Source organism: Streptosporangium sp. H13245 (genome assembly GCF_055690525.1).
On the sequence record NZ_JBSZKT010000017.1, the window covers coordinates 74,481 to 90,368 of the forward strand.

General features: G+C 72.5%; 10 protein-coding genes. 3 read left to right on the forward strand and 7 right to left on the reverse strand.

Features of this window, described 5'->3' with window-relative positions; all coding sequences use genetic code 11:
- Positions 1-40 precede the first annotated feature (40 nt).
- Positions 41-3,505, reverse strand: a complete 3,465-nt coding sequence (locus ACW9TB_RS23485) for an AfsR/SARP family transcriptional regulator (RefSeq protein ID WP_472750205.1) — start codon at positions 3,503-3,505, stop codon at positions 41-43.
- Positions 3,506-3,765: 260 nt separating this feature from the next.
- Here ACW9TB_RS23485 and ACW9TB_RS23490 point away from each other — a divergent pair, with 260 nt between their 5' ends.
- The 3 genes from ACW9TB_RS23490 (at position 3,766) to ACW9TB_RS23500 (ending at position 7,403) form a co-directional block, all read left to right on the forward strand.
- Positions 3,766-4,707 (forward strand): M23 family metallopeptidase, encoded by a 942-nt coding sequence (locus ACW9TB_RS23490; protein WP_472750206.1) that lies wholly within the window; start codon positions 3,766-3,768, stop codon positions 4,705-4,707.
- Positions 4,708-4,857: 150 nt separating this feature from the next.
- Positions 4,858-6,309, forward strand: a complete 1,452-nt coding sequence (locus ACW9TB_RS23495; protein WP_472750207.1) for an N-acetylmuramoyl-L-alanine amidase — start codon at positions 4,858-4,860, stop codon at positions 6,307-6,309.
- Between the two features lie 395 nt (positions 6,310-6,704).
- Complete coding sequence (locus tag ACW9TB_RS23500; protein WP_472750208.1) at positions 6,705-7,403, forward strand: neutral zinc metallopeptidase; 699 nt, start codon at positions 6,705-6,707, stop codon at positions 7,401-7,403.
- Positions 7,404-7,886: 483 nt separating this feature from the next.
- Here the strand turns inward: ACW9TB_RS23500 and ACW9TB_RS23505 are convergent, their stop codons facing one another.
- From ACW9TB_RS23505 to ACW9TB_RS23530, 6 genes are all read right to left on the reverse strand, one after another.
- Positions 7,887-8,771: a tetratricopeptide repeat protein gene (locus ACW9TB_RS23505; RefSeq protein ID WP_472750209.1), complete on the reverse strand. Its 885-nt coding sequence runs from the start codon at positions 8,769-8,771 to the stop codon at positions 7,887-7,889.
- A gap of 421 nt (positions 8,772-9,192) precedes the next feature.
- Positions 9,193-10,590: a hypothetical protein gene (locus ACW9TB_RS23510; protein WP_472750210.1), complete on the reverse strand. Its 1,398-nt coding sequence runs from the start codon at positions 10,588-10,590 to the stop codon at positions 9,193-9,195.
- Entirely contained in the window at positions 10,587-10,766 is a 180-nt protein-coding gene (locus ACW9TB_RS23515; RefSeq protein ID WP_472750211.1) for a hypothetical protein, read from the reverse strand. Before ACW9TB_RS23515 ends, ACW9TB_RS23510 begins: the two co-directional genes overlap by 4 nt.
- 80 nt (positions 10,767-10,846) lie before the next feature.
- A complete protein-coding gene (locus tag ACW9TB_RS23520; protein WP_440083211.1) occupies positions 10,847-10,987 on the reverse strand; it encodes a hypothetical protein in 141 nt (46 codons plus the stop codon).
- 163 nt (positions 10,988-11,150) lie between these two features.
- On the reverse strand, positions 11,151-13,919 hold the full coding sequence (locus ACW9TB_RS23525) for a helix-turn-helix transcriptional regulator (protein ID WP_472750212.1): 2,769 nt from the start codon (positions 13,917-13,919) through the stop codon (positions 11,151-11,153).
- Positions 13,920-15,141: 1,222 nt separating this feature from the next.
- Positions 15,142-15,603, reverse strand: coding sequence for a hypothetical protein (locus ACW9TB_RS23530; RefSeq protein WP_472750213.1), 462 nt, complete (start codon positions 15,601-15,603; stop codon positions 15,142-15,144).
- Positions 15,604-15,888: the final 285 nt, after the last annotated feature.

The window sequence follows — 15,888 nt, forward strand, 5'->3', positions numbered from 1 at the left end:
CTGCTTCCCCGGCCCGCTTTCCGCGTCGTTCGCGGGTGGTTCAGCCGCCGGGGGCGGCCGGGGCGGTGAGGTCGACGCAGCCCATGACCTCCCGGCGGAGTCTGCGCGCGTGGTGCAGGTAGTCGCGGGCCAGTCCGGCGCGGCCTGCGGAGCGGTGCAGTTCGCCGAGTGTCTGGGCGGCGGCGGCCTCCCCGCTGCGGTCGCCGAGCTGCTGGAAGATCACCAAAGACCGCTCCAGCCGGGCCGAGGCGTGCGCGCGCTCACCCCGGACCGCCTGGAGGCCGCCCAGGCCCTGCATGGCGTACGCGCCGCAGTGGCGGTCACCGAGGCTCTCGAAGATGTCCAGCGCCTGCCCCTGGAAGCGCATCGCCCGGTCGGGTTCGGCCGACAGGACGTGCAGGCGGCCGAACTGCAGGGAGACGGCCCCCTCCCGGTGCGGGTCGCCGAGTCGCACGGCCAGCCGGAGCGCGTCGCCGAGCCAGCCGGCGGCCCGCTCCAGGTCTCCCGACTCCAGGCAGACCCGTCCCATCGCCTGCCGCGCGTAGGCCTCGCCGCCCGGGTCGTCCATGGCGAGGAACATCCCGAGGGCCCGCCGGAAGTAGCCGAGGGCGGCGACGTACTCGCCGCAGAACTGGTTCACCGCTCCCAGCCCGCAGATCGAGATCGCCTCCCCCCGTAAGTCGCCCAGCTCGCGGAAGATCGTCCGGGAGCGCCGGAACATCCCGGCCGCCTCGGAGTAGCGGTCCTGGTAGAGGCAGACCTGGGCCAGGCCGCGGAGCATGGCCGCCTCGCCCTGGCGGTCGTCCGCCAGGCGCGCGGCCTCCAGCGCGGTCCGGTGGGTGCGCTGCCACGCGTCGAAGTGGCAGCGCAGGTCGAAGTAGGGGACGAGGGCGGCGGCGAGTCCCCAGGCCGAACCGGCGAGCCCGGCGTCGGCGGCGATCCCCACCGCGCCGACCAGCGCGTCGTGCTCGGCGTCGAGCCACGACAACGGGTCGGCGGTGAGCCGCTCCGCGGTGTCGTCCGGCAGGTTCCAGCGGACGGCGCTCTTCGCGGTCATGCCAAAGATCGTGGTGGGCAGCCGTGCCGCGGCGGTCTCCGCGGTCGCCGTCCAGGCCCCGAGCACGCGGGTGAGCGCGTGCCGCTCGGCGGGACCCGCGGCCTTCTCCCCGGCGGTGCGGCGGAACAGGTCGTGCAACCGGTAGCGGGGCTCGCCCAGCGGGCCGGTCCCGGCGAGCTGCACCAGGTTCGTGTCCACCAGGACGTCCATCACGTCGTCGGCCCGCCGCCGGTCGAGCACGGCGCTCGCCACCCACCCGGGCAGCGGGCCGGGACCGAGGAGACCGAGCGCGCGGAACGTCCTGGCGGCGTCGTCGGGCAGCAGCCGGTAGCTCTGCTCGATGCTGCCCCGTACCTCCAGGTCACCGGCGCGCAGCTCATCGAGCCTGCCGGGCTCGTCGGCCAGCCGCCGCAGCAGTACGTCGAGCGGCTGTCCTGGCCGCCCGGCCAGCCGCGCTCCGGCGATCCTGACGGCCAGCGGCAGGAACCCGCAGTGACGCACGATCGCCGAGGCCGCCTCCCTCTCCCCGGCCACCCGCTCGGCGCCCACGATCCTGCCCAGGAGCTCCTCGGCCTCCTTCGGCGGCGGTACCTCCAGCTGCAGCCGTAGCGCGCCGGGCAGTTCCGCGATCCGGCGGCGGCTCGTCACGAGCACCGCGCAACCGCTGCCGGGCAGCAACGGGCGCACCTGGGCGGCTCCCGCGGCGTCGTCGAGGAGTACGAGCATCGGCTGCTCGGCCAGCAGGGACCGGTAGAGCGCGGACCTCTCGTCCGTACCGCGCGGCAGGGCCGCGTCACCGACACCCAGCGCCCGCAGCGCCTGGGCGAGCAGCTCGCCCGGATCGGCCGGCTCCGGGTCGGTGCCGCCGAGGCTCAGGTAGAGCTGCCCGCCGGGATAGGCGTCCCGTACGGCATGGGCGCAGCGCACCGCCAGCACCGACTTGCCCACCCCCGGCGGCCCCGACACCACGGCGACGGCGGGCGGGCCGCCCGGCCGCCCCTCGCCGGGGGAGATCGCCCGGGTGAGCGTCGCCACCTCCCCGGCCCGGCCGGTGAAGTCCGGTACGTCCGCGGGCAGCTGGCGCGGGGGGCCGCCCCCGGCCTGCGACGGCGGGGCGGTCGTCGTGGTCACCGGGTCTCCGTGGAGGGTGGTCCTGGGTTCTCCGGTGGAGACGGCCGGGTGCACCGGGGGTACTGGGTGCACCGGGTAGCCGGTGGAGGCGGCCGTCCTCACCGGGTCCCCGTGGAGGATGGCCCCGGGTTCCCCGATGGAGACGGCCAGGTGCGCCGGGTCTCCACGGAGGGTGGCCGCGGCGGTGGGCTCCCCGGTGGAAACGGCCACGGGCGTGGGCTCACCGGTGGAGACGGCCGTCCTCGCCGGGGCCCCATGGGGGACAGCCAGGTGCACCGGGTTCCCGTGGAGGGGAGTCGCGGTCGCGGGTTCTCCGGTGGAGACGGCTAAGTGCACCGGGTTTCCGTGGAGGGTGGCCGCGGGTTCCCCGGTGGAGACGGCCGGGTACACCGGGTCCCCGTGGAGGGTTGCTCCGGTGGAGACGGCCAGATGCACCGGGTCCCCGTGGAGGGTTGCTCCGGTGGAGACGGCCAGATGCACCGGGTCCCCGTGGAGGGTTGCTCCGGTGGAGACGGCCAGGTGCACCGGGTCCCTGTGGAGGACGGCCCCGGGTTCTCCGTGGAGGACGGCCGGGTCTCCTGAGAGGACGGCCGCGTGTGCCCGCTGGAGTTCGGTGCCGGGTTCGACGCCGAGCTCGGCGACCAGGCGCCGCCTGATCTCGGCGTAGGCGCCGAGTGCCTCGGCCTGGCGTCCGCTCCGGTGCAGGGCGAGTATCAGGCGCTGGCAGAGATCCTCCCTGAAGGGGTGCTCCGCGAGCAGCCCGCGCAGCTCACCGGCCGCGGTGGCGTACCGGCCCAGGGCCATGCCCAGGTCGACGAGCCGCTCGGCGGCGGCGAGCCGTGCCTCCGCGAGGGCTTGCAGGCGGCCGTCCCAGAGCGGGCTGCCCGGCAGGTCGGCCAGCGGGATGCCGCGCCACAGCGCGAGCGCCGCGCGCAGCGAGCCGAGGGCCCCGTGCGCGTCCCCCGCGTCCTCCGCCGCCCGCGCCCCGGCCAGCAGGTCCTCGAAGAGGAGCAGGTCGAGCCGCTCCACCGGCACCTCGATCGCGTAACCGTTCGGGCGGGCCAGGATCGCGACACCGGCCGCGCCGAGGCCGCCGCGCAGCGAGCTGACGTAGGTGCGGATGTTGGCATGGGCGGACCTCGGCGGGCGCCTCGGCCACAGCACCTCGACGAGGTGCTCCGCGCCGACCGTCCGGCCCGCGTCGAGCAGCAGCGACGCCAGCAGCTGGCGGGGCTTGGTGCCACCGACGCGGGCCGGACGGCCCGCGATCCGGACGTCCAGCGGGCCGAGCACGCTGAATACGGGCTGATCAACCACTATGACCGCACCTACTCCTGCTGTGGAGGGGTTGCAACCGTTCAGTCGTTCAGTTGGGTCGTGTCGTTCGAGCGGACCGCGTTGTTCGAGGCAGACAGCTCTTTGTACCGATTTCAGGTGGTGCACTATGCCGGTTTTGGAGGTTTCTTATACGGCCTGACCGGACCCTGGACCCCGGCAAGATCTCTTCAGAGAGATCCAACAGATAGTGCTCGGTGCGGTCAAGACCTTGCCCACCGGTACTGCGAGAAAGGATCCGCATGCGATTCACAGGGGTGTTCACGACAGGGTTCGCCCTGCTGCTGGCCCTGACGGGCGGAGCCGTCGCGGCGAGCCCGGCGGGGGCCGCTCCGGCCGGCCAGGCCCGTACCACCGGCGTGGCCGCTCCGGCACAGGTCACGGCGAGCATGGCCCCGGCCTTCCAGCTGCCCTTCCCCTGCGGCCAGACCTGGGCGGGGAACTCCAGCGCGAGCACCGCGCACCGCGCGTGGGAGATCGACTTCAACCGGGGCAGCTCGCCCGACGCCGACCTGGGTGACACCGTCGTCGCCGCGGCGGCGGGCACGGTCGGCATCTCCTCCCACCAGGGGTCGGTCAACCGCTTCGGCAACCTGGTCAGGATCGACCACGGGGATGGCTGGTCCACCTACTACGCGCACCTCGACTCCCGTTCGGTGAGCGTGGGCGCCCAGGTGTCCAAGGGACAGAAGATCGGCACGGTCGGCAAGACCAGCGCGCCGGGCAACAACGTCAGCGCCCACCTGCACTACGAGGTACGGCTGGGAAGCGGCTACCCGGGCAACATCCAGAAGGCCGTCTTCGGCGGGGTCACGTTCGGCTACCCGGCCCAGACGCTGACCGCGTGCGGCGGCTCGGCGAATCCGTACACCCCGGAGGAGGTGTGTGGCAGCGGCTACGACGTCGTCGACAGCGCCGCCCTCGGCTCGGCCGGAACCGTCTACCTGCTCTACAACACCGCCAACGGCAACAACTGCGTCACCACCATCAAACGCACCTCCCTCGGCACCGCCACCGCCGCCACCGCCTACCTCGAAGTCCAAGGCAAAACCCGCATCACCGACACCGGCAACTTCGCCTACTACGCGGGCCCCGTACGCGCCGCCGCCCCCGGCACCTGCGTCAAATGGGGCGGCAAGGCAGGAAGCTCCACCTACGACAGCCCCTTCGAGCACTGCGGCTGACGACCGGGGGGCCACCCGACCGGCGGCCCCTTCCCCGTCGCGCTCCCAAGCCCGCCCTCGACCGCGTCGCCCCGAACCCCTCCAAACCGGAAGGGGCGGCCTGCCCGGCGCCCCTGCCGCGAATCCCCGTAATCCCGAGGAGAATTTCCGATGGCCCGATTCCGACGTCTCGCCGTACTGCTGGCGGGCTCGCTCATCCCCCTCGCCTGCCTGTCCGGGCAGCCGGTGAGCGCCTCCGCCGTTCCCGCCGCGTCGGCCTCGCTGGTAAGCCCGGTGGCGGAGGCGTTCACCCGCGCCGCCGCGACGTACGACGTCCCGCGTGACCTGCTCGTCGCCCTCGGGTACGCGGAGACCCGCCTCGACGGCCACGGGGGAACGCCGAGCGCCAGCGGCGGGTACGGGATGATGCACCTGGTCAGCACCCCCGCCGCCCGTACGCTGGAGCGGGCCGTGAAGCTGACGGGGCTGCCGGTCGCCACGCTGAGGTCGGACGACGCGGCCAACATCATGGGCGGCGCCGCGGTGCTGCGTGCCCACGCCGACGCGCTCGGGCTGGACGCGGCCGCCAGGAAGGACGCCGGACGCTGGTACCGGGCCGTGGCCGGATACGGCAACGCCTCCTCGCCCACGCTGGCCCGGCTGTACGCCGACACCGTCTACGAACTGCTCGCCGAAGGGGTCCGCGCCGTCACCCCCGGCGGCGAGACCGTTGTCGTGACGGCGCGGGCGGTACGGCCCGAGCGCGGCGCGTACGCCGAGGCGGAGGACCTGGACAGGACCTTCGCCGCCGCGGCCGTCGACTACCCGCAGGCCCACTGGGCACCGGCGCACTCCAGCAACTACGCCGTCTCCAACCGCCCGGCCGGTGACGCGATCGACCGCATCGTCATCCACGTCGCCCAGGGCTCCTACGCGGGAACCATCTCCTGGTTCCAGAACCCCGCCGCGAAGGTCTCCGCGCACTACGTCGTCCGTTCCTCCGACGGGGACATCACCCAGATGGTCCGCGAGAAGAACCGGGCCTTCCACGCCGGGAACGACAACCGGCGGTCGATCGGCATCGAGCACGAGGGCTTCGTCAACAACGCCTCCTGGTTCACCGACTCGATGTACCGCGCCTCGGCCGCGCTGACCCGCGACATCGCCGGGCGGTACGGCATCCCCAAGGACCGCGCCCACATCGTCGCGCACTCCGAGGTGCCTGGCGCCGACCACACCGACCCGGGCCCGCACTGGGACTGGGCCAAGTACATGCAGCTGGTCACGGGCACGTCCACCAACCCGTACACCCCGGAGGAGGTGTGTGGCAGCGGCTACGACGTCGTCGACAGCGCCGCCCTCGGCTCGGCCGGAACCGTCTACCTGCTCTACAACACCGCCAACGGCAACAACTGCGTCACCACCATCAAACGCACCTCCCTCGGCACCGCCACCGCCGCCACCGCCTACCTCGAAGTCCAAGGCAAAACCCGCATCACCGACACCGGCAACTTCGCCTACTACGCGGGCCCCGTACGCGCCGCCGCCCCCGGCACCTGCGTCAAATGGGGCGGCAAAGCGGGCAGCTCCACCTACGACAGCCCCTTCGAACACTGCGGCTGAGCCCCTGCCCGCCTCCGCGCCCCTGACGTCGCGGAGGCGGGCACCGGACGTACGGAGGCTCGTGAACGGCTCGGAGAACGGGGAGGCCGCCCCGGGAACAGCCGCCTCACGAGCCTTCGTACCGTGCGCGGTACGAAGGCTCGGCCGTGCGCCCCGCACCGGGCCCGCTCGGGGGTGTCGGCGTCGTCGGTGCCGGGGAGGGTGCGCTTCGCACCGATTGCGACGTGCCTCTAATCCCGCGAATCCAGCGACGAATTAGCACGATATTTCATACGATCTCGCGATAGCACTTCTCTCGTATTACCTTTCCCCATATGGTGACCCTGCCCTGCGAAAAACCACGGCTATAGGCCATTACATCCGCTATGTGGCCGCCAGCGACAGGGGAGAAGCCCATGGCCGCTTCACGATGGAGAACCACCCGTCTCGCACTCGCCGTACTGCTCGTCAGCGTCCTGGTCGCGGTCCCCACGGGCACCGCGACCGCCACGACAGGCGGAAACGCCCCGGTCGGCGCCGCTGCCGCGCGGAGCCTCGACGACATCAACGAGGACATTCGCAGCGCCCAATACATCATCAACCGGTTCTGGGCGACGCACTGGACGGAGTTCTTTCCCGGCAGGTATTCGCCGCCGCGCGTTCTCGGCGCGTACGACGGCGCGTGGGGCAACGCGACGACGTGCCAGGGATATCCCCTTCCCGATGACAACGCCCTGTACTGCTGGCCGCCCTACGACTTCGTCGCGTGGGACGTCGACCTCATGCGCATGGGGTACCGGCAGGGCGACGCCTGGGTCTATCTGATCATCGCGCACGAGTGGGCCCACGCCGTCCAGGCCCGCATCCCGGAAAGGCTGCTGTCCCGGCAGCTCGAACTCCAGGCCGACTGCCTCGCCGGAGCGACGCTCTTCGGAGCCGCCGAGGACGGCACCCTGTTCTTCGAGACCGGCGACACCCAGGAGATCGCGGCGGCCCTGCGGGCGCACGCCGACGACACCCCGTGGACCGACGTGAGCGACCACGGCACCTCCGCGCAACGCCTGGGCGCCTTCAACCGGGGCGCGCGTCAGGGCGTGGCGGGATGCTTCGCGTGACAGGGGCGCTCCCGGCTCACGACCACCAGAGCACCCGGCCCGCAGCCGGGTAGGACCCCGGCCTGGATGATGGAGGGGTCATCTGGGCCGGGGTCATGACCTCCCCGACCGGTGCCACTCACACCGGTCCAGAAGTGTCACGAACCCCGCACACGAACCCCGCACACGAACCCCGCACGCGAACCCCGTACACGAACCGGATCCCCGCACGCACGCCCTGCCCACACGTATTTCCGGGACGTGTGTACTCCGGCACACGCGTACTCCTAGGACGTGTGTACTCCGGCACGCGCGTATTTCCGGGACGTGTGTACTTCCAGAACGTGTGTACGCACGCCCGGCCCGCGCGCACTCCTGCCCACACGCCCCTATAGCCAGCGGCTCGTGCTCACGTTCCCGGCCCGCGTGCGGGTCTCCCCTCCCGCACGCGGGCCCCGGCCCGCGCGAGTCCCCTCCTCCCGCGCGGGAGCGATGACCGGAAGCTCAGACGCGGATGCTTCCGGCACGTTCCATCAGGGCGGCCAGGCGGTTCGCCCGTTCGGTGTCACCGGCGTGCAGGGAGGCGGTTCTGGCGATCTCCAGTGGCTCCATCGCCGCCGGGAGGCGGCCCGCGTCCATGAGGAGGTCCGCCCACTCCCCCGCCACGGCGGCCAGGTAGTCGTGGTCGGCGGCCTGGGCGTTCTCCGACAGGGCCAGCCTGTGGCGGATCGTCACCGACTCGGCGTAGGCGGCGATGGCCTCCTCCCGGCGGCCCAGCGCGGCCAGCTGCCAGCCGAGGCCGTGCAGCGCGGTGGCGAAGGTCACCGAGTAGGCGGGCGGGTTCTCCGTGGCGAGCCTGCGCCGGATCGAGACGGCTCTCGTGCTGTGCGGCACGGCCTCCTCCAGCCGCCCCAGTGACGCCGTCCGCTGGGCGAGGGTGTGCAGCGCCATGGCGAGGCTCGGCTCGTGTGCCACCGGGTTCCCGAGGGCGAGTCCCTCGTAGATGGCGACCGCCTCGCGGGCGGTGTCCAGGGCGGCCTCCGGCATGCCGATCCGGCCCAGGTCGTAGGCGAGGCCGTTCAGCGAGCCCGCCAGCTGGGGCAGGTACTCGTCGGGACGCGCCTCCGCCAGCTCGCGCCTGACGGCCACCGCCTCGCGTCCCGCGTCGACCGCGTCGTGCCTGCGGCCCAGCCGGACGTACCGCGTCGCCACGTTGGCCAGGCACAGGGCCAGGTCGGGAAGGTAGGTGTCACGGTCGTCCGCCGCCAGCCGCCGGATGATCTCCAGGGCCTCCTCGCTCGCGGCGAGCGCCTCCCTGTGGCGTCCGGCGGCCCCGAGCCCGCTGGAGCGGCGGCTCAGCGACAGGGCCAGGCGGTGCTGGCGCTCCACGGTCCCACCGGGAGTACCGGACCCACCGGGAGTACCCGAGGCATCGGCGATCTCGCCGGAACCCGGACCCCCGGCCGATCTCCCCGCCAGAGATCCCGCCGCAGACCCGTCCGGGGATCCACTCGGAGATCCGTCCGGAAATCCGGCCGGTTTGCCGTGCGGCTCCCGGGGGAGCCGGGCGGCCGTCCCGCCGTCCTCCGCCCTCACCGGGGTCTCCCCCGGGCGCTCCGGTCCGCGGGCCGGAAAGGGGTGGCGTTCATCCGTTCTCCTTGAGCGTGGGGAACTCTCCTTGAGCGGTGTCAACGGGATCCGTCTCGCTTCCTTTCGCCGGACCGGGTCCATCGGCGGCGATGGCCGGTTCCTCTGATGTATTGGAACGCTCCGATTTCCGGGGTGGAGAAGCCCGGGGCCTCTCGTACCGCTAGACGGAGCTGTGCGCCGAGAGCCACCTCGTCCTGGCGGGAAACCTCCTGTTCCGGAGGCCGGGGACGGCGTCGGCGTCCTTCTCGCCGGAAAGCGGTTCGGCGCCTCGCGGGCCGTCCGGCAGCACCTGCCAGACGGGATCGCACTTGACGAACGGCCGGTCCCGTTCGGGTTCCCCCTCCGGGGCCGGTGTCCAGAGCGTGCGGACGCCGTGCTCGTTGACGAGCCTCAGGTGGGTACGGCACCCGGGGCAGCGGATTCCTCCCGTACCGAGCTCCTCGCGCCGGGCGGTGAAGTAGCCGTAGTGGTCCACGCCCCGCTCGTCCCACGACAGGTCCATGTGCCGGTCCCAGTCGACCTTCGCGGCGGCCCTGCCCCGGGGGGCGCAGACCGGGCACGGCACCCGCATCTCGTCCCAGAACCGCGAGGCCGCCAGCTCGGGGTCGCGGTCGCCGGTGACGGCACCTCCCCCGCCCTCCGGAGATCTCCGGAGCCGAGGGGCGGTGGTGATCGGGTCGGCGTGGTTGATGAGCCTGGCGAAGCGGTCGGCGTGGGCCTCGCTCAGGAGGGGAGCGCCCAGGACGCCACGGGCGGTGAGGTGCTCCAGCCGCCGGATCCCCCCCGAGGGCCGGGCGGCGTACGCGGAGGTGATCATGGGCGGGGTGGAGCCGCGCGGCAGCAGCCACAGCGTGGCCAGCAGCTCGCTCACCGTCCAGAACGACGCGAAGTAGTCCGGCGCGGGATGGACGATGGCCCGGCCCGTCGCGATGATCTCGTACATCAGCCGCGCCACGCCCTCCCACATCTGCTGCCGCGTGACCACCTCGGCCGGGTAGGAGTACTCGCGGGGCGGCACCATCCGCACGGTGACCGAGTGGGCCCGCTCGAAGGCCGCGCGCCACTCCTCCGCCTCCTGCCGACGCTCACCGTGGAAGCTGAGGAAGTAGTCGGCCGGGTCGTCGAACATCCAGTAGTGCCCCCGGGTTTCCGGCAGGCGCGGCGCGGGTGTCCGGACCGCGCCCAGCGCGCGGCGCAGGCGCTGCTCCAGCCACACGCCCAGCTCCGCGTTCGCCAGGGTCTCGCCGTGGACGGGGGCGTGGCTGGCGCGGGTCAGCACATTGCGCGGCAACGGGGTACGGCTGAGGATGATGCTGCCGGGGTCGAGTTTGGCGCGCATGTTGAAGGCCGCGTAGACGTCCCCGGAACCCCCGACCGAGCAGTCCCACACGACGAAGGTCGACGCCCGCTGCGCCGCGAGCGCGGTGGCCCGGCCCGCGCCGGGAAGAGCGACCGCCAGGCGGATCCCCAGCCGCGCGCAGATCGGCCGTATCCAGTTGTCCAGCAGGTCGTGGCCGCTCTCGGTCGGTGGCACGAAGGCCGTCATGGTGGCGTTCACGCGACCACCCCGGCCAACCCGGCCGCCTTCGCGCGCCCGCTCCCCCCGGCCCGTACGACCGGCGCGACGGGCGCGACCCACACGGCCCGCGCAGCACGCACGGCCGGTGGCAGGCGGTACGGGCGGCGTCGCGGGCGCAGCCGGTGTTCCCTCCCGAGGTGGGACGTGATGCCCATCTGATGCTCTCCCCCCTGGCGTGGCACTCCATGGACGGCTGTCTCCGGCACCGGCGGGTGCGCGGCGTCCTCTCGCGCGGTCATCCGTCCAGGTGGGTTTCCAGGAGGGTGACCAGCTCGATGACGCCGTGGAAGGGGACGGGCTGCGCGGAGTCGTCGGATTCGACCGTCCCGGCGATGTGACCGGTGGCGGTCCTCTGGACGTCGATGGTCAACCGCATTCCGGCCTCCTGTCGGCGCCGCTCTCCCGGCGCTCTGGCAGGCGCTCACGGTAGTCGCCGGGAACCCGGAAGGCGTCCAGGTACCACCCCTACGGATGGCGCGACGGACTTCGACGTGCCCGCCTCCCGTACGCGCCGCCGGGTGCCACTCCCCGGTTACGGGTTATTCGCCGTGTTCCTCCGGGTCGGCCAGGACGGCGCGGAGCTCGATCCGGTTGGTGACGTTCAGCTTCGCGTAGATGCGGTTCAGCTGCGTCTCCACGGTGCTGATCGCCACCGAGCGCTTCTGCGCGATCTGGCGGGTGATCATGCCCTCGCAGACCATCGCCACGACCTCGCGCTCGGCCCCGGTGAGGTTGCCGAAGGCGGCGTTGGGACCGTCCACGGAGAGCCTGAGCTCTCCGGCCGTCCTCAGCGCGAGGGCGGCGTAGGCCGCGGCGCCGGTACGGTTGAAGGCGACCAGTGCCCGCCTCAGCAGCCGTTCCGCCTCGGCGTGGCGGCCCCGGGCGTGCTGGGAGCGCGTCATCACCAGGTCGATCCTTCCCGCCTCGATCGGCAGGCCCACCTCGCGGGCCAGGGCGAGGGCCTCCTCGCACTCCCGTACGGCGCCCGCGTGGTCTCCCCTGGCCGCGGCGATCTGGCCCCGCACCCTGGCGATGGACATCAGGGTCGAGCGGCGACCGCTCGACGCGGCCCGGTCGCTGAAGACGCCCAGCGCGGCCTCCGCCTCCTCGACCCGGCCGAGCTGGGAGAGCGCGTCGGCGCCGACCGGGCCGAACAGGTGGGTGCCCGGCTCCAGGGAGTCGTAGTGCGTCTCGATCGCCTCGGCCGCGCTGAGCAGCCGCTGGACATCGCCCTGGGCCTGGGCGATCGCCGCACGCGCGCCCGCCGCGTAGGCGAGGCTCGCCCTGCTCTCGACGATCGGCGCCCATTCGGCGGCCTGGCGGGCGTGCTCCTGTGCCCGGTCCCACTCGCCCCGGGCGGCGCGGGGGAAGCAGGCCAGGGAGTGCAGGAGCGCGTAGTCCCAGACCCGCTCGTTCTCCTCGGCGTCGCCGACGGCGAGCCTGGTGAACTGGACGGCGTCGTCGAGCCTGCCCCTGCGGTACTCGACCTCGCCCAGGAAGCCGAGTGCCTGGCCGACCCGCAGCGCCTCTCCGCGCGTGGCCCGCGCGACGCTGTCACGCAGGTCGGCGGACGCGCCCTCGAGGTCGTCGGTCCACAGCCGGATCATGCCCCGGGCCACCAGCCCGTCCAGCCCGGCCACCGAACCCGGCAGGTCGGCGTCCGTCAGGGACGCGAGGGCCTCCTCCGCCCGTCCGGCCAGGGTCCAGCCCAGGGAGCGGGCGAACCAGGCGAAAGCGCGCACCCACGGCTCGTGGCTGCCCGCCGCGACGGCCGCCGTACCGTACTCGACCATCTCGGGGTAGGAGAGCTCGACCACCCCGATGATCGCCAGCTGGGCGGCGATGCGCGCCCGCAGGTCCACGGGCGCGTGCGGGTTCTCCGTCCTGTCGCGCCCGGCGGCGCCCAGCGCCTGGACCAGCAGCAGCTTGGCCTCCGCGACGCGCCCGGAGATCAGGGCCTGGTAACCGGCGACGTAGTCGCGCCAGGGACCTCGCGGCGCGGCGAGGATCTCGCTCTCGTAGCGCCGGGCGACGGTGGCGTCACCGGAGACCAGCAGGGTCTCCGCGGCCGTCAGCAGGCGGGCCACCCGGTCGGGTCCCGACGGGGTCAGCTCCACGGCGTGGCGGGCGTACACCGCCGCCAGGGGAAGCCTGCCCCGCGACAGCAGGAACTGGGCCTCCTCCTGGGCCAGCGCGGCGAGCTCGCCGTCCGTGCCGCCGCCGGACGCCGCGATCCCGTGCCACAGCGCGCCGGGACCGCCGAGCAGGGCGGCGCTGCGGTGCAGGGCGCGGCGGCGCTCGACGCCGGAGTCGTAGTAGATGCGGTCCCAGACGAGCAGGGTGGTGAACGCGAACTCCTGCCCCGCCGTCCCGGGGATCTCCTTGACCAGCCCGGCGCCGACGGCCTCCGCGAGCGGCGTCGTGGCGTCGGCGACGCCGGAGAGCGCGCGCAGGTCGGCCAGGCCGAAGCGGCGGCCGAGCACCGCCGCCGCGCCGACGACCTCGCGGGTACGGCGGTCGCACGACGCCAGCCGCGCCACGACGGCCTGGGTCATGCCGCGGGGGGCGGGCAGCGGGCCGTTGCCGAAGTTGATCGAGTGCATCTCCACCTGGTCCAGCAGGAGGAGTGAGTGCAGCGCGTTGCCGTCGGTGTGCTCGTGCAGTCTTCTGGCGCCGGAGGGGGTGAGCCCGTCGTGGCCGGTCGCGACGGCGAGCCTCACGAGATCTCCGGCGGGGAGCCCCTCGACCTGGAGCAGGCGTCCCTGCGGCGAGTCGAAGATGCGTGCCCAGCCCTCGTGAAGCTCCAGACGGGGCGCGTCCGGCACCGCTCCCGTCGCGTACCCGGGGGCCTGGTGGAGGACCAGGAGCATGACCTGTGCGTTGCGCAGGCGCCGGGCCGCCAGGCGGAGCGCGGCCATCGACTGCCGGTCGCCGCAGTGCGCGTCGTCGACGACCACGATCAGCGCGTCCGCGGCGGTGAACTCCGCCGCGAGGGCCTGGCCGATGAAGGCGGCCTCGGCCTGGCCCGCCAGCGTCCTGGCGAGCATCGGGGTCGGCAGCTGCTCGGCGATCTGTTCCAGGACGCCCCAGGGGTGGGCGAGCGCGTCCTCGTCACCGAAGGCGCGGATGGTCCGCACGCCGGGCACGGTCTGCAGGAAGCGCTCGACCAGCTCGGTCTTGCCGATCCCGGACGTCCCTCTGACACCCACGATCCGCGCGTCACGGCGTCTGGCCTCCCCCCACGCCTCCCCGAGGAAGTCGAGCTCCCGCTTCCGGCCGATGAACAGCGGAGAGGTTCTGCCGTGCAACGCAGCGCTCCCTTTTCACGATTCACATGTTCTTGACGGCGATTATGGGTCAGAAATCAACCTATCGGCACGTATTTCATCTGAATATTTTTCACGAAGTGGATTCGAATAAATTTCACATCGTCCCCGCGCCTCGCGGATTCTCCTGCCCCCGCGAAAACCGAACGCCTTTCGGAAGCAGACTGCGACCATCCGGACACGCTGGGAACCCATCACCCGAAAGGTCCACAATGCCTCTTCCCTTGGCTCCTCACATGGTGTTTCCCGGAATGGGACCGATCCACCGTCGCCGAAGAGGTGACGGTTCATGGATACAGTCGGCCACAAAAAGGTCACGGCTATTGATTGCCGCACGTGCGGTACGGATTTGCCGTGATCGGCGATTTCTGCGCTCGGTAAGTATACGGTGACACGAAGTGGTCAATACCTCGCACATTACGCGGGAACCCACACGCCGGATACTGAGTGCGATTTCCCAACCACGATCCGGGACATCCACTCAGACACTCGGACCGTAGACGGATCGTGGGCGATGAGGGGTGTCCGGTCGCCGGGACGGACCCCGAGCCCGCGCGGGGCGTTGGCGAGCCTGGCGGCGCTGGAACCGAGCTCGCGACGTTGGAACCAAACTCGCAGCAGGTCCGCCGCTCCCCGTGCGCGACCATCGCGGCCCGCCCGCCGGGCTACCGTACAGAGGCTCGCGGAAGGAAGGGCGGCCCAGTCGCCTGCCGCGGACCCGCCGGGTCCGGCCCCCCACGAGCCGGACCAGGACGGACCGCGACCGGGCGTGCCCGGTCCGGACACCTTGGGACCCGGTGTCCCGGCACCCGGCGTCGCGGAGCGGGATCGTCATGCCGCGAAGTCGGCGTCGAGACCCGTCCCGCGCGGCGGGGTGGCCCGGTCGTAGTATTCCAGCCATTCGGTGACCATTCCGTCCGCCACGCTCAGCACGCCGACGACCGGAACTCTCCGTGGTGTCCCAGGACGTCGAGCTCAGCACGCCGACGACCGGAACCTCCCCGCGGCGTCCCAGGACGTCGAGCTCAGCACGCCGACGACCGGAACCTCCCCGCGGCGTCTCCGGACCTCGAAGACGCCGACGACCGGGACCTCCCAGCGACGTTCCCAGATGTCGAAGACGCCGAGCCGTTCCGGGAACGGCCGGTGCCCGTACGCGCGGGGTGTGCCGCCCCTCCGACGCCCGCACGCGCGGGCCGGTCTCTCACCGCTCGCGGGTGTAGGTCAGCTCGAAGTCGAGGTTCCAGGTCACGCCGTCCGCCGACATCTCCCAGCGCCCGTCCACGGTGTCGCCGTCGGCGCTCAGCGTGCCGGTGAAGCGCTGGTTGAACCCGGGCGCGTCCCGCCACATCGTCCACACGTTGTCGGTGAACGTCATGCGATAGACCCGGTGCACGCCCCGCGCGTCGGTATACAGCGTGGTGAACTCCTCGGTGGCGTCGTCGAGGCCGATCAGAACGATGGTCGGGAACGGCGCGTTGTCCCGCCACGGGGTCGGCGTGGTGGGCGGGATCGGATCGCTGTCGGAGTACTGGCGCAGGAACACGCCGCCCTCCTGCCAGGCGAACTCGGTCCAGGCGGTGCCGACGCCCTTGACCTTCGGCTGCACCGTCCACCGTCCGACAAGGACGTCGAGCCGTGCGAGCACGGGATGCCTGTCGTCCATCTTCGTGTCCTCTCGTTGGCGTCCTCACAAGTTACCGACGGCCGGAAGCGGGAGTCCGTCCGCGGTCCCGCTCCCGGCGCACGGCGCCTCGGATCGCGTGGCCCGGTACCCGGCGAGGTGGCGCGCTCTCACGTCGAGTTCGGCTCGCGGGTCACCCCGTGGAACCCGCACGCCACGACCGGCGCCGACCCAAGTCCCCCGCGTGAGGTCCCACGCCGGACGTGAGCCGAGGACTCCGGCGGCAGCCCGGGAAAGGCCGTCCACACGGGCACCGGCAGAACCCAC